Below are 20298 nucleotides of genomic sequence, written 5' to 3'. Positions count from 1 at the left end.
CTCCTCTTGGCGCAGCCTGCTCAGGCGTGCTGGGTGAAACCCACCTGACCCGGCCTGCGATTCGGCGCGAAGCCGTTCCTGGCCAGGGTTTCCTCGGCGCTCTCGTAGAAGGTGCCGATGCGGTAGATCTCGCGGGCCTCCTGGCCGTTGGCCACCTCGCGGCCGAACTCACGGGACAGGCGCACCAGCTGCTCGATCTGCTCGACCGTGCTCATCTTGGCGGTCTGGCGCTGGTTCCAGATGTTGTCCTCGATGCCGCAGCGCACGTGCAGGCCGAGGGCGATGGCCATCATGTTCAGCGGCAGCACGTTGCGCATGCTGGTTTCCAGGGTCAGCACCGAGCCGTCCGGGCAGGCGCGCACGAAGTTGGCCAGATCGTAAGGGTTGGGCGAGTCGAAGCCGCCGCCGATGGCCACCCAGGTGAGGATCAGCGGCACGTTGCACACGCCGCGGCGCATCATGCGCTCGACGGTGTTGAGCTGGGTGATGTTGGCCAGCTGGAAGTGGGTCTGGATCCTGTTCGCCGACAGCCTGCGGATATGCTCCTCGACCCAGGCCGGGCCGGCCGGGATGGTCATTTCCTGGTAGGCCGCGAGCATCGCCGGATCGGCCAGCGAGGTGCCGCGGATGTCGGCGGCGGTCATCTGCTCGCAGACGTTCATCTGGTTGGTGTTGATGGCGATGGTCACCTGGTCCGGGGTCGGCTTGAGCTCGGCCAGCATGTGGCGGGTGTCGTCGGACAGCCACTTGGCGGTATCGCCCTCGTTCTCCGGGGCGAAGGAGATCGAGCCGCCGACCTGCAGGATCATGCCCGGGCAGGCCTCGCGGATGCCGGCCAGCAGTTCGTTGAACTTGGACAGGCGCTTGGAGCCCTTGCCGTCCTCTTCGCGCACATGCACGTGGAGCACGGTGGCGCCGGCGTTGTAGCAGTCGACCGCCTTCTGGATCTGCGCCTGCATGCTCACCGGGATGTCTTCGGGGAAGTCCGACGGCATCCATTCCGGGCCGTAGGGCGCGGCGGTGATGACCAGCTTCTGCATGTTTTCGACGAACAGGGAACCATCGATGAAGTTCATGGCTTACTCCTCGGGAGTGATGTTGTTGTGTTGATCAGAAGGGCTTGTCGCCGACTATGGCCGCGCGCTCCATCTTGCGATGGCAGGCCGGGTAGTCCATGACGGCGTAGTGCTGGGTGCTGCGATTGTCCCAGATGGCCATGCTGTTGGGCTGCCAGCGCCAGCGCACCTGGTACTCGGGAACGAACGCCTGGCTGACCAGAAAGCGCAGCAGGTCGGCGGCGCCGGGGTTGGCGTCCTGGCCGAAGCGCACCCGCGTCGCGGTGTGGTAGTTGGTGAAGTGGGTGGTGAAGGCGTTGACGAAGAGGATCTTCTCGCCGGTGACCGGGTGGGTGCGCACTACCGGGTGCTCGGCGTCCGGGTACTGCGCCTTCATCGCCAGGCGCTTGTCGATCGGCATGGCGGCGGCGAAGGACGACTCGAAACTGTGGTTGGCGCGCAGATCCTCGATCTGCTGCTTGATCGACTGCGGCAGGCGCTCGTAGGCCAGCGCCATGTTCGCCCACATGGTGTCGCCGCCGACCGGCGGGCACTCCACGCAGCGCAGCACGCAACCCATGGCCGGGGTCTCGCGCCAGGTGCCGTCGGTGTGCCAGGCGTTCTCGTAGCGGTCGATCGGCTGGTCCGGGCGCTTGTAGATCTGCACCAGGCCGGGGGCGTCCGGATGGCTCGGCGCCATCGGGTGGCTTTCCAGCTCGCCCAGCTTGGCGGCGAAGGCCACGTGGTCCTGGCGGGAGATGTCCTGGTCGCGCAGGAACAGCACCTTGTGGGTGAGCAGCAGGCTCTGGACTTCCTCGAACAGGCCCTGGTCGCGCACCGCGTCGGCCAGGTTCACGCCGACCAGCTCGGCGCCGATACTGCAGGTCAGTTGTTCCACGCGCATCTTGTTGTTCTCCTCAGGCAGCGAAGTGGGTCGCGCCCGCCCGGTGGCAGGCCCTGAGGTGAATCTAGGGACGTCCCCCCGCGCCAACCTCGCAATCGGCGACAGGGGTTTCGCATTTCATGACAGGCAGGGCCGGGAGGCGGGGTGATCTGCGGCAACCATTGACCCAGATCAATCTTTAGCCGGGGGGCGAATTCCGCGTCGGGCGAGCCGGCTTGGGATAGAATGCGCGCCCCCTCGAACGCCGCCTAACAGCCCAGGTCCGCATGCCCGGCAACGCCCTCTATACCGACCTGTCGGGTTACTACGACCTGCTGTGCGCCGATATCGACTATCGGGCGCAGAGTCACTGCGTGCATCGTCTGCAGCAGCTGTTCGGCAACGGCGGCAAGCGCCATCTCGACCTGGCCTGCGGCACCGGCCCGCATGTGCGGCATTTCCTCGATGCCGGCTATGCCAGCGGCGGCCTCGATATCAACCAGCCGATGCTCGATAGAGCCGCACTGCGCTGCCCGGAGGCGCGCTTTGCCCGGCGGGACATGTGCGGCTTCGCCCTGGACGAGCCGCAGGACCTGATCACCTGCTTCCTCTACTCGCTCCACTACAGCGCCAGCCTCGAACGATTGCAGGCCTGCATCGCCAGCGTGCACGGGGCCCTGGCCGCCGGTGGCCTGTTCTGCTTCAACGCGGTGGACAAGCACAAAATCGACAACGCCTCGTTCGTCTCCCACGGCGCCCGCCATGGCGACGACCTGCTGCGTTTCAGCTCCGGTTGGCACTACCAGGGCGAGGGCGAGCGGCAGACGCTCCGGCTGCGCATTGAACGAACGGTCGCAGACGACACCCAGGTCTGGGACGACGAACACCCCATGGTGGCGGTGAGCTTCGCCGAACTGCAGGCGCTGCTGGCACCTTACTTCGAGGTGCAAGTGCTGGAGCACGACTACCAGAAGCTGCTGCCCTGGGACGGCGCGTCCGGCAATGCGCTGTTCGCCTGCGTCAGACGCTGAGGCCGCGCTGCGTTTCCACCGGCGTGTCACGCCGTCCCTCGGCAAGACAAGACTTCCCGCGCAAAAGCCGGATAATGGCCGCCTTTCGTCTCGCTGCTGTCTGGTACCCCCGCATGGAAATCAAGGTCAACTTTCTCGACAACCTCCGTCTCGAAGCCAAGTTCGATGACTTCACGGTGATTGCCGACCAGCCCATCCGCTACAAGGGCGATGGCTCGGCGCCGGGGCCGTTCGACTATTTCCTGGCCTCCTCGGCGCTGTGCGCGGCCTACTTCGTCAAGCTGTACTGCCAGACGCGGGGCATTCCCACCGACAACATCCGCCTGTCGCAGAACAACATCGTCGACCCGGAAAACCGCTACCAGCAGATATTCAAGATCCAGGTCGAGCTGCCCGCGGACATCTCCGACAAGGACCGCCAGGGCATCCTGCGCTCCATCGACCGCTGCACGGTGAAGAAGGTGGTGCAGGCCGGCCCCGAGTTCGTCATCGAGCAGGTGGCCAACCTCGACGCCGACGCCCAGGCCCTGCTGATGCCGGCGCTGACCGCAGGCCCGGGCACGCGCATCCTCGGCAAGGACCTGCCGCTGGAACAGACCATCGCCAATATGTCGGGCATCCTCGCCGAGCTGGGGATGAAGATCGAGATCGCCTCCTGGCGCAACATAGTGCCCAACGTTTGGTCGCTGCATATCCGCGACGCGCAGTCGCCGCTGTGCTTCACCAACGGCAAGGGCGCGACCAAGGAGGCGGCGCTGGCCTCGGCGCTGGGCGAGTTCATCGAGCGACTGAACTGCAACTTCTTCTACAACGACCAGTTCTGGGGCGAGGAGATCGCGGGCGCCGACTTCGTCCATTACCCCAACGAGCGCTGGTTCAAGCCGGGACCGAAGGATGCGCTGCCGGAAGAGATCCTCGACGAGCATTGCCTGGCCATCTACAACCCGGACGGCGAGCTGCGCGGCTCGCACCTGTATGACACCAACTCGGGCAACAAGGCGCGCGGTATCTGCTCGCTGCCCTTCGTGCGCCAGTCCGACGGCGAGGTGGTGTACTTCCCCAGCAACCTGATCGAGAACCTCTATCTGTCCAACGGCATGAGCGCCGGTAACACCCTGGCCGAGGCGCAGGTGCAGTGCCTGTCGGAGATCTTCGAGCGCGCGGTCAAGCGCGAGATCCTGGAGAACGAGCTGGCCCTGCCGGACGTGCCGCAGGAGGTGCTGGCCAAGTACCCCGATATCCTCGCCGGCATCCGCGGCCTGGAGGAGCAGGGCTTTCCGGTGCTGGTCAAGGACGCCTCGCTCGGCGGCCAGTTCCCGGTGATGTGCGTGACCCTGATGAACCCGCGCACCGGCGGTGTGTTCGCCTCGTTCGGCGCCCACCCTAGCTTCGAGGTGGCGCTGGAGCGCAGTCTCACCGAACTGCTCCAGGGGCGCAGCTTCGAGGGCCTCAACGACCTGCCGCAGCCGACTTTCGAGAGCCAGGCGCTGACCGAGCCGAACAACTTCGTCGAGCACTTCATCGACTCCAGCGGCGTGGTGTCCTGGCGCTTCTTCAGCGCCAAGGCCGACTACGAATTCGTCGAGTGGGACTTCTCCGGACACGGCGAGGATTCCAATGTCCAGGAGGCCGCGACCCTGTTCGGCATCCTCGAAGACATGGGCAAGGAGGTGTACATGGCCGTGTACGACGACCTTGGCGCCAACGCCTGCCGCATCCTGGTGCCGGGCTACTCGGAGATCTACCCGGTCGAGGACCTGATCTGGGACAACACCAACAAGGCGCTGATCTTCCGCTCCGACATCCTCAACCTGCACAGCCTGAGCGACATGCGCCTGAAGAGCCTGCTCAAGAGCCTGGAGCAGTGCGAGGTCGACGACTACACCGACATCACCACCCTGATCGGCGTCGAGTTCGACGACAACACCGTGTGGGGCCAGCTGACCATCCTCGAATTGAAGCTGCTGATCTACCTGGCCCTGAACAAGTTCGACGAGGCCAAGGAACTGACCGAGGCCTTCCTCCAGTACAACGACAACACGGTCGAGCGTGGCCTGTTCTACCAGGCGCTCAACGTGGTGCTGGAAGTGCAGCTGGACGACGAGCTGGACATGGCCGACTTCGAAGCCAACTTCCGCCGCATGTTCGGCAACCAGCGGATGGACGCGGCCATCGGTTCGGTCGACGGCAGCGTGCGTTTCTATGGCCTGACCCCGACCAGCATGCAGCTGGAAGGCCTCGACAAGCACCTGCGCCTGATCGACAGCTACAAGAAGCTGCACGCGGCGCGGGCCAGGGCGGCGGGGCTTTAATGCGCCGGCCAGTGGCTCCGGAAGCGCGTAGGGTGGATGACGCTTTTTAGGGGCGACGCTTATCGGGGCCCGTCATCAAAAAAGGCTGGAGCCCGGTAGGGTGGAAAACCGCGCAGCGTTTTCCACCACAACCCTTCATTCCCCAAAAACCTCATGCTCAGGCGAGGGGCCTGCGCACCAATCCCTGCCATAAATCCCCATCGCCACCGCCCGGTGAAAACTCGAATAGGGCCAGTCCGCCAGGCGCGCGACGTGGCCATGTTTCAGCGGGTTGTAGTGGATGTAATCGAAGTGACGCTGGTAATCCCCTTCGTCCCGGATCAAGTGCTCCCAATAACGCCGCTGCCAGATACCGCGTTCGCCACGTTTGCGCTGCGTCTCGGTGGTGGCTTCGGTGGCCGGCAGGCGTTTGGCGAAGGCGAACTTGATCACTTTCCAGCGCAGAGCGAAATCGGCATCGCCGGGCGGCAGCGTCCATAGGCAATGCATATGCTCGGGCAGCACCACCCAGGCATCGATATGAAAGGGATGACGTGCTCGCGTGGCGCGTACCGTCTCGCGTAGCAGATCGATTTCACGGATCAGCAGATCACTGCAGCGATCGCGCAGATTGACGGTGAAGAAGTAGGTGGCACCGGGAGCACGGGTGCGGCGATAGTCGGGCATGGCGGCTCATCCTTGAGCGGTGGGGTGTTGAAACCATGGTGGACAAGCTTCGCGTTGTCCACCCTACATACAACCTCTGCATGCCGACGTAGGGTGGATGACGCTCTTTTCATCCACCATTGGCATATGTTATCCGGGCCACTTGCTAATCGACCACGCGCCGCTCGCTCGACAGGCGCTGCAGCAATGCCTGCTCGCACAACTTGAATACCAGGTAGAAGGCCATCGCCAGCAGCGCGGACAGCGTCAGCTCGCCGAGCTGCAGCAGGCCGCCGCTCATCACCGCCAGCCAACCGTGCCTGACGAGAAAGGACGCGTTGCTGCTGAGCAACTGCACCAGGTCGATGGTGAAGTAGCCGAAGGCCAGGAAGCTCGCGGTCATCAGCAAGAAGCTCGCCAGCAGGTGGCGGCGTAGCCAGGAGTGAAAGGAGTGCAAGACCGACATGATGACTCTCCTCGGGCAGGCGATTCGGCCGGGGCCAGGCTTGCCCGCCGGCACGAGGCTCACCGGTGCGGCAAGGGCATAGGGAAACGGTAGCCGAAGCAGGAGAGGGCGCGTGCTCGGGATCGATCGGCAGTTGGGCGGGCGCCTATTACCACAAGCGCAACCCCATCTGTTGGATGACGCTCTTTGTATCCACCCTGGGACGGTGGCCATCCAGGGGGCGCTATCCGCTAGAGAAACTCTGAAATAGTCGGGCGCAAGCGGGACCGCGGCTTTATCGCTGAACAGCGCTTGCGCTGGCCCGAAGGGGAATACTCCGTAGCATCTGGGCTCCTGCCTTCGCGGGAGTGACGGTAAATGGCTTTGTCAGAATTTCCCTAGAGAAACTGCTTCGGCGCGTCGATCAGGCGCTGATACCTGCGTATGTCTCGATAGCCGCCGCGGATATCCAGCAGCAGGATCTCCGAGGTGCGCCACACCAGCATCCACGCCGTGACGGTGATGATGCCCAGGGGGATGGTGCCCTCCACTTCCAGCCAGGTGGCCAGTATTACCAGGCCCACGGCCAGGGCCATCAGCAGCAGAGCCAGCAGGCGCCAGGCCCGGATGTCCCGTTTCAGCTGGCCGATCCTGTGGCTGCAGCTATTGCCGATGGCCCTGGGCAGGCGCTCTCGCTCTGCTTCCGGGCAGTGGATCTGCAGGCTCAGTTGCGAGTGGTAGCTCGCCTCGTCCAGCAGGTAGTCCAGCAGTTCGGGACATAGCTTGGGCTTGTGATCGGCGGCGAATGCTTGCAGGTAATCCCCTCTGATCACCAGATCGATCTGCTGGACCATGCCAACCCTCCCGCTACCTTGCCCTGTCTGCGCGCCATGACTACGGTTGCAGCCGCGTCGTTGTGCTCTCCTGGAGCCTAGCCGTGAATGCTGCGTTTCTCTAACTCCGGCAGGGGGGGGCGTGCGTGGGGAGATCGATACCTCGACGTCCGTGGCTACTGGCTATCTGCATAGCCTGGCCCGTCTCCGCCTCACGTGGCGCTTAAGGAGGTTCTGAAAAAGCCATTTACCGTCACTCCCGCGAAGGCGGGAGCCCAGGTACTACGGAGGGGCTGGATTCCCGCCTGCGCGGGAATGACGGCTATTTCAGGGTTTCCTTAAAGCATCAGGCCGGCTCTGGCGTGTGCTGCGCCTGCAACGCCCGTTGCAGCTCCGCCACCAGCGCGTCGACCTGACTCAGCGCCTGCGCCACCGAGGTGGCCAGCAGCTCGCCGCCCACTTCCTGACCCTCGATGGCGATCTGGTGCACGCGGGTGATGCCGATGAAACCGAGGGCGGTGATCAGGTTCGGCTCCAGATGGTTCATATGCGCCATCGGGCCGCCGGGGTCGAAGCCGATGCCGCCGCGGGCGCTGAGGATCACCGCATGCCGCGGCCGGTCGGCCAGCAGCGGCACGTAGGGATCGAGCGGGTTGCTCTCGTCGACGTCCACCGTCCTGCCGGGGCGCACCACCTGGTCGATCCACGCCTTGAGCGCGGCCGGCATGCCGAAGTTGTACAGCGGCGCGCCGATCACCAGCACGTCCGCCGCCACCAGCTCGTCGACCAGCCGATCGCTCTCGGCCAGCGTCTCGCGCATCCAGGGCTCGCGCTGCGGCTCGGGGGTGAAGGAGGCGGCGATCCAGTCGTGGTCGATGATCGATGGCGGGTTCTGGCCGATATCGCGGTAGGTGACGCTGTCCTGCGCGCGGCGGGCCTGCCACTGGCTGACGAAGCGCTGGCTGAGGTTGCGACTGTGTGAGCCGTGCAGGTCCTTGCCGGCGAGACCGGGGCGGGCGCTGGCGTCGAGGTGCAGTAGGTGTGGCATAGCGAGTCTCCTGCTTGAAGTTGAATTCATCTGTCATTGGCAGCAGACTCAGGCTAGTTTCAGCCCGCTAGGGCGACAAACGATGATTATTTTTCGATACGGCTGAGAGAAACTCATCCATGAGCAGGCGCTGGCTACCTTCGCTTTCCGCCCTGCGTGCCTTCGAGGCGGCCGCCCGCCATGAGAGCGCCAAGCAGGCCGCGGAAGAACTCTCGGTGACCGCCACGGCGGTCAGCCACCAGATTCGCGCGCTGGAGGAGTCGCTCGGCATCGCCCTGTTCCTGCGCAAACCCAGACGGCTGGAACTGACCGCCCAGGGCCGCGAGCTGCAGCAGGTGCTGGAAACCGCGTTCGACAGCATCGGCGCCACGGTCGAGCGGCTCAGCGCGGTGCCCTGTCGCCAGGCCGTCACCCTCAGCACCACACCCGCGGTGGCGGTGCGCTGGCTGCTGTCCTGGGTCTGCCTGCTGCGCGACGCCCACCCGGACATCGACCTGCGCATCCACGCCTCGCACGAACCGGTGGCGCTGGATGGCGTCACCGCCGACATCGCCATCCGCTACGGCGACGGCCGCTGGCCGGGGCTGGTGGCGGAGAAGCTGTTCGACAACAGCTTCATCCCGGCTTGCAGCCCGCACCTCGGCCTGCACGATGCCGCCGATCTGCCGAAACACTCGCTGATCCACTTCCGCAACCAGGCCGCCGTTTCCTCGCCGCTGGACTGGGCCCTGTGGCAGAAGCAGGCCCAGGTGCCGGGGCTGGACGTCAGCGCCGGGCTGGTGTTCTCCGACGAGACCCACGCCGTGTCGGCCGCCATCGGCGCCCAGGGCGTGGCACTGATGAGCCGTCAGCTGATCGAGGACGAGCTGCGCGAAGGGCGCCTGGTCCAGCCCTTCGGTCCGGAGCTGGAAGGCAAGCCGTTCTTTCTGGTGTACCCGGAAAGCCGCAGGAACGATCCGGCCATCCGGGCCGTCCGGGATTGGGTCATGGCCGTGCCGGGAGGGCTGTGCACGCTGTAGCGGCGTAGGGTGGATGACGCTTTTTTTCATCCACCGTTGCGGCGTGAGCATTCGGCTACATGGGCGCGTGGCAGCGATCCAATTGATCCTCAGCCTCGCTCAACTTCGTGCAGGAAACTCTGCAGAACCTCGCGACTTTGGGCCAGCTCCGCCGCTTTCTGCTCGGTAAGGCGGATCTGCTCGTGCAGGACGCTGCGCAGCTCATCGCATGGCTCGAACGCGAGACCTTCACCTCGCACGCACGGCAGGAACTTCAGGATGGTCGCCAGGGTCATGCCGGCCGCGCCAAGCAGTTGGATGCGCTCGACGGTTCGCAATTCTTCCGGTGCGTAATCGCGATACCCGCTTGCGGTGCGCTTGGGCTTCAGCAGTCCTTCGGTTTCGTAATAACGGAGCATTCTGATGCTCACGCCTGAACGCTTGGATAACTCGCCTATTTTCATCGCGTGTTTCGCCTTGACTCTGACAGCGCTGTCAGAGTCGATGATAGGGGCTCGATCAACCGAGCACCATCAGGAGCCACTTCATGGCGATCCATCCGCACACCTACCCGTCCTATATCAATGGCCATCCGGCTACCGCTTCGCAGTTGAACCCCCTGGCTTTCGCGGGATTCGCCCACTTCACGGCGATGCAGGTGAGAAACGCCAGGATGAAGGGGCTGGATCTTCACCTCGACCGTCTGCGCAATGCCTCCCTGGAGTTCTTCGGCCGGGCGCCGTCCGATGAACTGCTGCGCTCACAGATTCGGATGGCGATGCAGGAGGGGGCGAGCGATCAGTCGCTGACGGTCACCGTCTTCTCCCCCCATGGCGAGTTCACGGCCGATAGCATGGATGTAGAGCCCGCCGTGCTGGTTCGTACAGCAGCCCCATCCGATGGGCCGAAAGGCCCCTTGCGATTGGCGGCTATCGAACATCAGAGGCCTCTGGCCGCCATCAAGCATGTCGGGGAAGTCGGTAAGACCTACTACCTGCACCAGGCCATACGGCAGGGCTTTGACGATGCGGCTTTCGTCGATGAACGCGGCTGTCTGAGCGAGGCCACGATATGGAATCTGGTGTTCTGGGATGGTGACGCAGTGATCTGGCCGAGGGCCGAGATGTTGAAAGGCACCATGATGGGCATGGTTCAGCGGCAACTTGAACGCCTCGAGGTGCCGCAGCGCCGGGAGTTCATCACGCTTGAGCGGCTGCGGGAACTCTCCGGCGCGGCGCTGATGAACTCCTGGACGCCGGGGGTTCCGGTCACCGCCATTGGCTCCCATGCAATGGACGAGGCCAGCCCCTTTATCGAGCTGCTGCACGAGGCCCACGAGGCTGAACCGGCCGAGTGCCCCTGAGAATGGCGACAGGCGAGAAGGGGGCGGTTTGGTAGATGAGTCCGCCTCCTTTTCCGTTGGACCAGCCGGTGGACAAGCTTCGCGTTGTCCACCCTACAGGACCGTACCTCCAGACTTCGGGCGTCCGGACCCTGGGGTGGATGACGCTTTTTTCATCCACCATTTTTTTGAGTGGCGGTTATCCGGGCTACCCGCTCGGCAAAATGTCTACTCCATTGGTATTAGTCCGAAAAGACGTTTTGCTTCATCTATTTGAATAGTTCAGTAAAGCCGTAGGCGCGGTAAGTTAAAGACGTAACGGAACCGAATGTTTTAGCTACAGGTAAGGAGTCTGGAGCCGAGCTGTTTAGAAAGGTGGCCACGATGTTAATCCAACAACGTCCGTCATTTTTGGAGAAAGAGAACCAACAGTATGCTGGCACCGGAGGCGTGAGCGAAAACAATGCCCAGGCTCGCTTCGTTCCTGCGTTCAAGGACTCTGATACCGGACAGGTAGAAATATCCCGATATCGAGACGGCCGTCCCGCACCATTCCATTTGATCGATGGATTGCCTGATGAATGGATAACCAATAGGGATCTGGCGGGAGAAGTTGTTGAGATCAAAGCCACTGTAATTTCTGGATTCGTCCGTCTTGGGTGTTTCTTCACCCGCCAGGAAGCGTCGGAGTTTGTGGCGCGGATCGCATCTTGAGTTTTCCGCTCAAGTGACAAAGAAGAGCATGCCGCTGGTGGCGCGTAGGGTGGAAAACCGCGAAGCGTATTCCACCATTGATGTCCGGGGTACTCACTGATTTTGCGTACATACGCCGCTGCTGTGTCGTTCTCGGGTAACGGTTCCGCCCTTACGGCGGGTTACTTTTGGCATTGCCCCAAAAGTAACCAAAAAGTCTAGCCCCGCCATCCGGGTCTGGCTGCGCCAGACTTCCCTCGCTCCATCGTTGCTCCGGGGTCGGCGTACAAGGGCCGTCCCTGGCCCTTTACGCCTTTCGCCGCATCCATGCGGCTCACCCCCTGCACAACGATTCCGCTCGGCCTCCTGATGGGGCGCTTGGCGTCGTCTGCGAGATTGTGGAAGGAAAAGCAAAAGCCGAATGAAGCAGTTATCGCGGAAGGTGTTCTGGCTCTCATGGTGGACAAGCTTCGCGTTGTCCACCCTACAGGGCCACAACCCCGTGGTTGGGCGTCCAGACCGTAGGGTGGATGACGCTTCTTTCATCCACCATCAGCGGTTATCCGGGCTACTCGCTTAAACACCAGTCGAGCGCGATCAGTCCCCTCTTCGGAGAGGGGAGACCGGAAGCTTCGCGATGCTTTCGAGCTATCCGCTTGGACTTGTGCGTCGGTTCAACACCGGCGGACGCCGTGTCGATAGAATGCCGCCATGGAGTGAAACGGTTTTTCATCGAAGGTCTCGGACCAAGGAGTTACAGATGAGCGGCAAACCTGCTGCGCGCGTCAGCGACCCCACCGCTTGCCCAATCCCAGGGCATGGCACCAACCCTATCGTTACCGGCTCTGGTGATGTGCTGTTCGACGGCCTCAGCGCCGCTCGAATGAGCGACACATCGGCTTGCGGCAGCCCCATCTCCGCGAATGTCTCCCCGACAGTTTTCATCAATGGCCTGAATGCCGCGACGCTGGGTAGTGTCGGCGGACATGGCAATACCATCATTGGTGGCTCGGGCAGCGTCATCATTGGCAATAGCGGTGGTGGCGCGCCGTTTACCCCGGTTGCGCCGTTGAATATTCAAGCTGCGTTCAATGATCGTTTTCAGCTGGTCGATAAACGTAGCGGCAGACCACTGACCTACCGGAACTATGCGATCAAGCGTGAAGACGGGCGCTTCGAATACGGGCAATCAGACGAAAACGGATTTACCAAACTGGTCACTCATTCTGTTCGTGCTGAAGCTATTGAAATCTACATAGAGGACTGAGCATGGAAGCTCAAAAAATCATACTGCCAAACGGAAAAGAGGCAACCCTGGCAGCGTCGCCCACGCTGACCCCTTCGGACAATCAAGCGCCCAAAGTCGTTGAGGCCAGCAACTGTAGGGTGGTGGTGTTCTTTATTGGAGGGGCGGGGGACAAGGAGTCGTATTACTTTGCTGGCGCCTATAACAATATTCTGGAGGTTCATAGGCATTTTGCCAGGCTTATTCGGCAGGCTGGTCGTACCCAGTTTTACCAAGCGCATTATCTAAGTTATAGCGATGTGCGGGGTGGTTGGGATATTGATAAGTATATTTATAAGGGGGTTCCAGATAAATCAACCCCTGTCTATATTGTCGGGCATAGTCTCGGGGGATGGAACGGGGCTCATCTTTCCAAGATTCTGAGCAAGAAAGGGTATAAGGTTGAAATGTTGATTACCCTTGATCCCGTTGGAGAGGGGGCTTTGGTGTGGCTGGGCTCTGACATTTATTTCAGCAAGCCTGAACCAGTAAGTGGGTATTGGATAAATGTTAAGGCTGCTCCCAAGCGTCCTGATGCTTCTGACGCAGTAGCCAATTTTGGTGAGCAGTGGCGAGTGGACAGTGGGCCGGATATCAATACTCATATGGATGTGAATCATGCCTATGCCCTGGATATGTTTATAAGTCCAGTGCGTGGTAGTGCATCGGCCTCTGATATCCTTTTTGAATCCATCATTAGTTATATTGACGGTGGCTGTAGTGCCTAGATATCTGTGGTTGATCGTCGTGCCGTTATTTTTCGGGTGTGCAAAGGGTCATAATGCCCCTGTTGCAGATATTGATTATCTTGAGCTCGCTCGGGAGCAGGGTGCTGAACTTTATGAAGTGAGATTTTCGTCGAATATTGATTTCTTGAATATTTTCGAAAAAGGCAAGAAGCCCATAAGCAGTATGCTCCGTTGCTCGCTTGGGCTCGATGAAGTTTCAGTTGGTCGTGATGCTGATCAATATATAGCTGAGGGCTTGGTCTCAGTCGAGCAGCCGCTACGGGAGAACGAGGTTTTCATTTACTCCGCTGCATTGATGCTTGATGAGAACCTCAACGAGGGCCGTAGCAGTCGTATGCTGAGGGCCGACGAGTTGCGGCGCATTCTGCAGGGCAAGCAATCGGTGCCTTGCGTGTATACGGCGACAGCGTTTGGATTCAAGGCGTATCGCTCGGCAACTATGCGGATACCGGTATTGGATATTTTTCGGGAAGTGGGTATTCAGTGATCGCTAAGATGGCTGTCATGGCCAGACATCTATTGCTGGCCGTGGTGCCATTCTTTCTGGGCTGCGCCAAAGATCATCACATTCCACCCGCCGAGCTGGGTTATCTCGGGCTTTCCAGACAGAGCACCAATCTCTATCAGGTCAGCTTTACCGCTGATGCCGATCTTCTGAATATTTTCAAACCCGAAGACTCACCCGTGGGCGGCCTGTTGCGTTGTTCGCTCGTCGGCGATGATATGCCTAATGAGCATAGTTCTGAGCGGTATGTAGCGAAAGGACTGGTTTCCTCCCTTGCGGCTGGGCCGACTATCTCCACCTTCCTCTTTCACTCGTCGATCATGTTCGTCGAGAACCTTAATGGAGGTGCTGTGGAGAGGGGCGTTTGGCATGGATGCCAAACGAGGAGCGATGGGCCAGGGATGGCCCTTCGCGACGACCCTCGGAACAGCGCCGGAGCGAGGGGAGTTTCGCGCAGCGAAACCCGGATGCCGGGCGCGCTTTCTCTTTGGTTACTTTCTCTTTCGCGCGAGCAAAGAGAAAGTGACTCGCCGTAAGGGCGAAACCAGTAGAGGAGGGTGACGGAGAAAATAAATCTGTCCCCCTTTTCGTCCTAGTTCCTTTATTAGCCTTCGAGGCCAATTAGCTTTCTGTTTTTTATTATTCTTTTTCCGGAAAGCTTTTGAAGCCCATTCTCCATTAAGGTGATGAAGTCTCGGGCGTCTGAGAAGTAATTTTTATACGCAAATTTTACTTCTTCGCTTGAATCTGCTCGAACCAGAACGATGTCATATTCGGGGAAGGATTTTTCTAGTTCAAATAGCTCTCTGAGAGCTTCTGTTGCGTCTCGATATGTCTTGACTTGGAGGTTGCCGGTTTTTGAGAATAGCAAGATTGTATTGCGATTGCTTTTTACATCTTTGTCTGCGGCATTGAGCCCTCGAAGCATATTCATTAGGGCAAGGCTCTTGTCTAGCTCAACGAATTTGTTAACGAGGTCATGATCGGTAAGTTCAGGTAGAGGCCCTTTTCTGTTTTCGTGTGCTCTTGCCAGGATCTCGCTTGCTAATGCCATTGCGCGTTGATATCGATCATCGCCCTCTTGGAACTTAGGCTGGCTTTCTGTAATGAAGCCGATTACTTCGACGGCAGTTGCCCATGCGTGCTGAATGTGAGTCCTATACTGGATTTCAACATATAGCCCGCGTAAATGGTTTCCTGCATTGGAATTTACATCGTACTCATAGACGTCATGAATTCCCCTGTAGCCAGTCTGCTTAGGGCTTTTTATGTAGTCGTATTTGTCTGTTTCGTTTCTGCGCTTGTGTTTGAAACGTGCGCTGTGGAAGAGTTTTCGAAATTCGTAGAGTTCCTCGCAGGAGGGAAAGATCAGGCGGCAGCCTGCAATATCGTCCATGCGGGATAGCTCCATCCTGGGGAGTCTGAGTAACTTTCCAAAAATTGTATTTCGACGTTTGTGTCGTTGTGCTACTGCTATTTTAGTTCCGCGAGTGCGGTTTCTTAGGATGGCTTGGAAGGTATTTAGGACCGGGCGATGCGCGGCACGCCATGTCTCAATGGTTAAGAGGTCTTCAATATTTGCCTCGCCACTGCGAACTCGTGCTCCAGCTCTGTTTACGCGGGATTTTGAGCCGCCTGGGTACGTGGAATTTTCCTCTGCCATGTTATTCTCCATTCGAAGCCATACTACTGAAAATAAGAGGGCGACCTTCTAAGTCGCCCAAGATATTTCTTTCGTTATCGGAATCAATCCCAGCTCAACGCCCCACCAGTCTGATACTCGATCACACGGGTCTCGAAGAAGTTCTTCTCCTTCTTCAGGTCCATGATCTCGCTCATCCACGGGAAGGGGTTGGTGGTGCCCGGGTACTCTTCCTTCAGGCCGATCTGGGTCAGGCGGCGGTTGGCGATGAACTTGAGGTAGTCCTCCATCATCGCGGCGTTCATGCCCAGTACGCCGCGCGGCATGGTGTCACGCGCGTATTCGATCTCGAGCTGGGTGCCCTGCAGGATCATCTGGGTCGCTTCGTCCTTCATCTGGGCATCCCACAGGTGCGGGTTCTCGATCTTGATCTGGTTGATCACGTCGATGCCGAAGTTCAGGTGCATGGATTCGTCGCGCAGGATGTATTGGAACTGCTCGGCGACGCCGGTCATCTTGTTGCGGCGGCCCATGGAGAGGATCTGGGTGAAGCCGCAGTAGAAGAAGATGCCTTCCAACACGCAGTAGTAGGCGATCAGGTTGCGCAGCAGTTCCTTGTCGGTCTCGACGGTGCCGGTGTTGAACTGCGGGTCGGAGATGGCGCGGGTGTATTTCAGGCCCCAGCTGGCCTTCTTCGCCACGCTCGGGATCTCGTGGTACATGTTGAAGATCTCGCCTTCGTCCATGCCCAGCGATTCGATGCAGTACTGGTAGGCGTGGGTGTGGATCGCCTCTTCGAAGGCCTGGCGCAGGATGTACTGGCGGCACTCGGGGTTGGTGATCAGGCGGTACACGGCCAGGGCCAGGTTGTTGGCCACCAGGGAGTCGGCGGTGGAGAAGAAGCCGAGGTTGCGCATGACGATGCGGCGCTCGTCCTCGGTGAGGCCGTCGGCGCTCTTCCACAGGGCGATGTCGGCGTTCATGTTCACTTCCTGCGGCATCCAGTGGTTGGCGCAACCATCCAGATACTTCTGCCAGGCCCAGTCGTACTTGAAGGGTACGAGCTGGTTGAGGTCGGCGCGGGCGTTGATCATGCGCTTCTGGTCGACCTGTACGCGGGCGGCGGAGCCTTCCAGTTCGTCCAGGCCTTCCTGGATGTCGAGCTGGTCCAGCGCGGCCTTGGCGCGGGCGACCGCGGCGCTGTCGTCGGCGGCGACGGCGCGGGCTTCGTGGGCGGCGGCGTCGCCGGCCTGGTCGAGCTTGTCGAGGCTCATGTCCGCGACCTGCGCGGTGGTCTTGCTGACGGCGGCTGCTTCGGCGCCGTCTTCCTTGTCGAATTCATCCCAGCTCAGCATGGCTTGGCTCCTGCGTGAGGGCCGGCTAACGAGCCGGCCTGTATGGATATACAGATTTTCTGATTATGTTCCGTTGCGAACTGCGCGCAAGGTGAAACGGGTACCGCTGGTCCGGGCGGCGGCGGGTGGCCTGCCGGCTCGGGCCGGTGCCTCGTCGATAACGGCGAGGGCAGGTAATTGGTTGGGGAGGGCAATGTTGCTCGCTGCCCTTGCAGGAGATCTGCGAAAGGCTTCCCCTCACCCTAGCCCTCTCCCCGGAGGGGAGAGGGGATTGACCGTGTGTTGCTTTAGAACTGCGCTTGGCTCTTTGGCTTTTGCCTTAGCTCTTAGCTCGACGGTCGAGCGCGTAGCTGAGCGAGTGAGCGCTAGGCGCCTGGTCGGTCGGAACCCCTGAGCGTACGCATGTACGTGATGGGGTCCGACCTGCCGGGCAACGACGCGCGCGCCGCTCAGATGCGTGCGCTTACTGGCACGCTTCGCAGTCCGGCTCGTCGATGGCGCACGCCTTGGGTACCGGAGCCGGCGCCGGGGCGGCTTGCTCCGGGGCCTTGGCCGGGGCGGCGGACAGGCCGCTGTCGCCACCACTGGACACCGCGTTGAGCTTGCCGGTGTTGATGGTGGACTTCTCGGTGCTGGTGGCGGCCAGGGCACGGAGGTAGTAGGTGGTCTTCAGGCCACGGTACCAGGCCATGCGGTAGGTCACGTCCAGCTTCTTGCCGCTGGCGCCGGCGATGTACAGGTTCAGCGACTGGGCCTGGTCGATCCACTTCTGGCGGCGGCTGGCGGCGTCGACGATCCACTTGGTCTCCACCTCGAAGGCGGTGGCGTACAGGTCTTTCAGATCCTGCGGGATGCGCTCGATTTGCTGCACGGAGCCGTCGTAGTACTTCAGGTCGTTGACCATGACCGGGTCCCACAGGCCGCGGTTCTTCAGGTCGCGCACCAGGTAGGGGTTGATCACGGTGAACTCGCCGGAGAGGTTCGACTTCACGTAGAGGTTCTGGTAGGTCGGCTCGATCGACTGCGACACGCCGGTGATGTTGGCGATGGTGGCGGTCGGCGCGATGGCCATGATGTTGGAGTTGCGGATGCCTTTCTGCACGCGCTCGCGCAGCGGCGCCCAGTCCAGGCTTTCGGACAGGTCGACGTCGATGTACTTCTGCCCGCGCTGCTCGATCAGGATCTGCTGCGAGTCCAGCGGCAGGATGCCCTTGCTCCACAGCGAACCGTCGAAGGTGCTGTAGCTGCCGCGCTCGTCGGCCAGGTCGCAGGAGGCGGCGATGGCGAAGTAGCTGACCGCTTCCATGGACTTGTCGGCGAACTCCACCGCGGCATCCGAGCCATAGGGGATGTGCTGCAGGTACAGCGCATCCTGGAAGCCCATGATGCCCAGGCCGACCGGACGGTGCTTGAGGTTGGAGTTCTTCGCCTGCGGCACGCTGTAGTAGTTGATGTCGATGACGTTATCGAGCATGCGCACGGCAGTCTTGACGGTCTTCTCCAGCTTGGCGGTGTCCAGCTTGCCGTCGACGATGTGGTTGACCAGGTTGACCGAACCCAGGTTGCACACGGCGATCTCGTCGGCGTTGGTGTTCAGGGTGATCTCGGTGCACAGGTTGGAGCTGTGCACGACGCCGACGTGCTGCTGCGGGCTGCGCAGGTTGCACGGGTCCTTGAAGGTCAGCCAGGGGTGGCCGGTCTCGAACAGCATCGAGAGCATCTTGCGCCACAGGTCCTTGGCGGCGATGGTCTTGTACAGCTTGATCTTGCCGTACTCGATCAGGGCCTCGTAGTACTCGTAGCGCTCCTCGAAGGCCTTGCCGGTCAGGTCGTGCAGGTCCGGCACTTCGCTCGGGCTGAACAGGGTCCACTTGCCGTCTTCGAACACGCGCTTCATGAACAGGTCCGGAATCCAGTTCGCGGTGTTCATGTCGTGGGTGCGGCGACGGTCGTCACCGGTGTTCTTGCGCAGCTCGAGGAATTCCTCGATGTCCATGTGCCAGGTTTCCAGGTAGGCGCAGACCGCGCCCTTGCGCTTGCCGCCCTGGTTGACCGCCACGGCGGTGTCGTTGACCACCTTGAGGAAGGGCACGACGCCCTGGCTCTTGCCGTTGGTGCCCTTGATGTAGGAGCCCAGCGCGCGCACCGGGGTCCAGTCGTTGCCCAGGCCGCCGGCGAATTTGCTCAGCATGGCGTTGTCGTGGATGGCGCTGTAGATGCCCGACAGGTCGTCCGGCACGGTGGTCAGATAGCAGCTGGAGAGTTGCGGACGCAGAGTGCCGGCGTTGAACAGGGTCGGTGTGGACGCCATGTAGTCGAACGAGGACAGCAGGTTGTAGAACTCGATGGCGCGTTCTTCTTTTTGCGGTTCTTCAATCGCGAGCCCCATCGCCACGCGCATAAAGAAGATCTGCGGCAGTTCGAAACGCACGCCGTCCTTGTGGATGAAGTAGCGGTCGTACAGGGTCTGCAGGCCCAGGTAGGTGAACTGCTGGTCGCGCTCGTGGTTGATCGCGGCGCCCAGCTTGGCCAGGTCGTAGTCCTTGAGCTTGGGATCGATCAGCTCGAATTCCACGCCCTTTTCCACGTAGGCGGGCAGCGCCTTGGCGTACAGCTCGGCCATCTCGTGGTGGGTGGCGCTGCTGGCCACGCCGAGGAAGCCCAGGCCTTCGGCGCGGATGTTGTCCATCAGCAGGCGGGCGGTGACGTAGCTGTAGTTCGGCTCGCGCTCGACCAGGGTGCGGGCGGTCATCACCAGGGCGGTGTTGACGTCCTTCTCGGCGACGCCGTCGTAGAGGTTCTTCAGGGTTTCACGCTCGATCAGCGCGCCGTCGACCTCGGCCAGGCCTTCGCATGCCTCGCGGATGATGGTCTGCAGGCGGCCCATGTCCAGCGGCTGCAGCTCGCCGCCTGCAGCGGTGATGCGGATGCTCGGGTGCGGCTGGGCGATTTCGCTGGCGCCGGCCTTGCGCTTGGCGGCCTGGGCTTCGCGGTAGATCACGTAGTCGCGGGCGACCTTCTGCTCGCCAGCGCGCATCAGGGCCAGTTCGACCTGGTCCTGGATCTCTTCGATATGGATGGTGCCGCCGGACGGCATGCGGCGCTTGAAGGTGGCGGTGACCTGCTCGGTCAGGCGCGCGACGGTGTCATGGATACGCGACGAGGCGGCGGCGGTGCCGCCTTCCACTGCGAGGAACGCCTTGGTGATGGCCACGGTGATCTTGTCGTCGGTGTAGGGGACGACGGTGCCGTTGCGCTTGATCACGCGCAGCTGGCCGGGTGCGGTGGCGGCCAGATCCTGGCTGGAATCGGCGCCCTGCGGCACGCTGGCCGGCGAGTTCTCGCGAGAGGTGTCGGTATGCATGGAGATCTCCGTGTTCTGTAATTCGTTTAGTTGGACGCCTCAGGCATTGGATGCCTGTGCCATGTCCACCGTTCATTCCATTCAACAACTGTCCCGCACTCGGCACGGCCGGG

19 protein-coding genes are annotated in these 20298 nt (G+C 61.2%); 9 read left to right on the top strand and 10 right to left on the bottom strand.

The features are described from left to right. Nucleotides 1-20: 20 nt before the first annotated feature. Nucleotides 21-1076 (bottom strand): beta-keto acid cleavage family enzyme, encoded by a 1056-nt coding sequence (locus tag ACUTAF_RS15195; RefSeq protein ID WP_445580734.1) that lies wholly within the window; start codon nucleotides 1074-1076, stop codon nucleotides 21-23. 34 nt (nucleotides 1077-1110) lie between these two features. After that, nucleotides 1111-1959, bottom strand: a complete 849-nt coding sequence (locus tag ACUTAF_RS15190) for a TauD/TfdA dioxygenase family protein (RefSeq protein WP_445580733.1) — start codon at nucleotides 1957-1959, stop codon at nucleotides 1111-1113. Between the two features lie 266 nt (nucleotides 1960-2225). Here ACUTAF_RS15190 and ACUTAF_RS15185 point away from each other — a divergent pair, with 266 nt between their 5' ends. Together ACUTAF_RS15185 and ACUTAF_RS15180 are read left to right on the top strand one after the other, a co-directional pair. Continuing rightward, nucleotides 2226-2969, top strand: coding sequence for a class I SAM-dependent DNA methyltransferase (locus tag ACUTAF_RS15185; RefSeq protein WP_445580732.1), 744 nt, complete (start codon nucleotides 2226-2228; stop codon nucleotides 2967-2969). Between the two features lie 113 nt (nucleotides 2970-3082). After that, complete coding sequence (locus ACUTAF_RS15180; protein ID WP_445580731.1) at nucleotides 3083-5281, top strand: OsmC domain/YcaO domain-containing protein; 2199 nt, start codon at nucleotides 3083-3085, stop codon at nucleotides 5279-5281. 135 nt (nucleotides 5282-5416) lie between these two features. On the opposite strand, the gene ACUTAF_RS15175 is transcribed toward ACUTAF_RS15180, so the two are convergent. The 4 genes from ACUTAF_RS15175 to ACUTAF_RS15160 form a co-directional block, all read right to left on the bottom strand. Next, nucleotides 5417-5947, bottom strand: a complete 531-nt coding sequence (locus tag ACUTAF_RS15175) for an REP-associated tyrosine transposase (RefSeq protein WP_445580730.1) — start codon at nucleotides 5945-5947, stop codon at nucleotides 5417-5419. A gap of 145 nt (nucleotides 5948-6092) precedes the next feature. Then, nucleotides 6093-6392 (bottom strand): hypothetical protein, encoded by a 300-nt coding sequence (locus ACUTAF_RS15170; RefSeq protein ID WP_445580729.1) that lies wholly within the window; start codon nucleotides 6390-6392, stop codon nucleotides 6093-6095. A 377-nt stretch (nucleotides 6393-6769) separates the two neighbouring features. Further along, on the bottom strand, nucleotides 6770-7225 hold the full coding sequence (locus ACUTAF_RS15165; RefSeq protein WP_445580728.1) for a hypothetical protein: 456 nt from the start codon (nucleotides 7223-7225) through the stop codon (nucleotides 6770-6772). A gap of 325 nt (nucleotides 7226-7550) precedes the next feature. Then, on the bottom strand, nucleotides 7551-8252 hold the full coding sequence (locus ACUTAF_RS15160; protein ID WP_445580727.1) for an FMN-dependent NADH-azoreductase: 702 nt from the start codon (nucleotides 8250-8252) through the stop codon (nucleotides 7551-7553). A gap of 119 nt (nucleotides 8253-8371) precedes the next feature. Between ACUTAF_RS15160 and ACUTAF_RS15155 the strand changes: the two genes are divergently transcribed. Then, nucleotides 8372-9271, top strand: a complete 900-nt coding sequence (locus ACUTAF_RS15155; RefSeq protein WP_445580726.1) for a LysR substrate-binding domain-containing protein — start codon at nucleotides 8372-8374, stop codon at nucleotides 9269-9271. Nucleotides 9272-9360: 89 nt separating this feature from the next. On the opposite strand, the gene ACUTAF_RS15150 is transcribed toward ACUTAF_RS15155, so the two are convergent. Further along, nucleotides 9361-9714, bottom strand: coding sequence for a MerR family transcriptional regulator (locus ACUTAF_RS15150; protein WP_445580725.1), 354 nt, complete (start codon nucleotides 9712-9714; stop codon nucleotides 9361-9363). An 83-nt stretch (nucleotides 9715-9797) separates the two neighbouring features. Here ACUTAF_RS15150 and ACUTAF_RS15145 point away from each other — a divergent pair, with 83 nt between their 5' ends. The 6 genes from ACUTAF_RS15145 (at nucleotide 9798) to ACUTAF_RS15120 (ending at nucleotide 14360) form a co-directional block, all read left to right on the top strand. Continuing rightward, nucleotides 9798-10613 (top strand): aminotransferase class IV family protein, encoded by an 816-nt coding sequence (locus ACUTAF_RS15145; RefSeq protein WP_445580724.1) that lies wholly within the window; start codon nucleotides 9798-9800, stop codon nucleotides 10611-10613. A 363-nt stretch (nucleotides 10614-10976) separates the two neighbouring features. After that, a complete protein-coding gene (locus tag ACUTAF_RS15140; RefSeq protein ID WP_445580723.1) occupies nucleotides 10977-11306 on the top strand; it encodes a hypothetical protein in 330 nt (109 codons plus the stop codon). Nucleotides 11307-12045: 739 nt separating this feature from the next. Beyond that, on the top strand, nucleotides 12046-12552 hold the full coding sequence (locus ACUTAF_RS15135; RefSeq protein WP_445580722.1) for a PAAR domain-containing protein: 507 nt from the start codon (nucleotides 12046-12048) through the stop codon (nucleotides 12550-12552). Nucleotides 12553-12554: 2 nt separating this feature from the next. Beyond that, nucleotides 12555-13298, top strand: coding sequence for an alpha/beta hydrolase (locus ACUTAF_RS15130; RefSeq protein WP_445580721.1), 744 nt, complete (start codon nucleotides 12555-12557; stop codon nucleotides 13296-13298). Further along, on the top strand, nucleotides 13291-13806 hold the full coding sequence (locus ACUTAF_RS15125; protein ID WP_445580720.1) for a hypothetical protein: 516 nt from the start codon (nucleotides 13291-13293) through the stop codon (nucleotides 13804-13806). Before ACUTAF_RS15130 ends, ACUTAF_RS15125 begins: the two co-directional genes overlap by 8 nt. A 17-nt stretch (nucleotides 13807-13823) precedes the next feature. Next, complete coding sequence (locus ACUTAF_RS15120; protein ID WP_445580719.1) at nucleotides 13824-14360, top strand: hypothetical protein; 537 nt, start codon at nucleotides 13824-13826, stop codon at nucleotides 14358-14360. Between the two features lie 68 nt (nucleotides 14361-14428). Here the strand turns inward: ACUTAF_RS15120 and ACUTAF_RS15115 are convergent, their stop codons facing one another. The 3 genes from ACUTAF_RS15115 to ACUTAF_RS15105 form a co-directional block, all read right to left on the bottom strand. Further along, on the bottom strand, nucleotides 14429-15487 hold the full coding sequence (locus ACUTAF_RS15115) for a RelA/SpoT domain-containing protein (protein WP_445580718.1): 1059 nt from the start codon (nucleotides 15485-15487) through the stop codon (nucleotides 14429-14431). An 83-nt stretch (nucleotides 15488-15570) separates the two neighbouring features. Beyond that, a complete protein-coding gene (locus ACUTAF_RS15110; RefSeq protein WP_445580717.1) occupies nucleotides 15571-16821 on the bottom strand; it encodes a ribonucleotide-diphosphate reductase subunit beta in 1251 nt (416 codons plus the stop codon). Nucleotides 16822-17284: 463 nt separating this feature from the next. After that, complete coding sequence (locus tag ACUTAF_RS15105; protein WP_445580716.1) at nucleotides 17285-20185, bottom strand: ribonucleoside-diphosphate reductase subunit alpha; 2901 nt, start codon at nucleotides 20183-20185, stop codon at nucleotides 17285-17287. Nucleotides 20186-20298 lie beyond the last annotated feature (113 nt).

The organism is Pseudomonas sp. SP16.1, from assembly GCF_052682975.1.
Note: the sequence above shows the minus strand (reverse complement) of the source record. Positions and strands in the feature narration are given on the sequence as shown.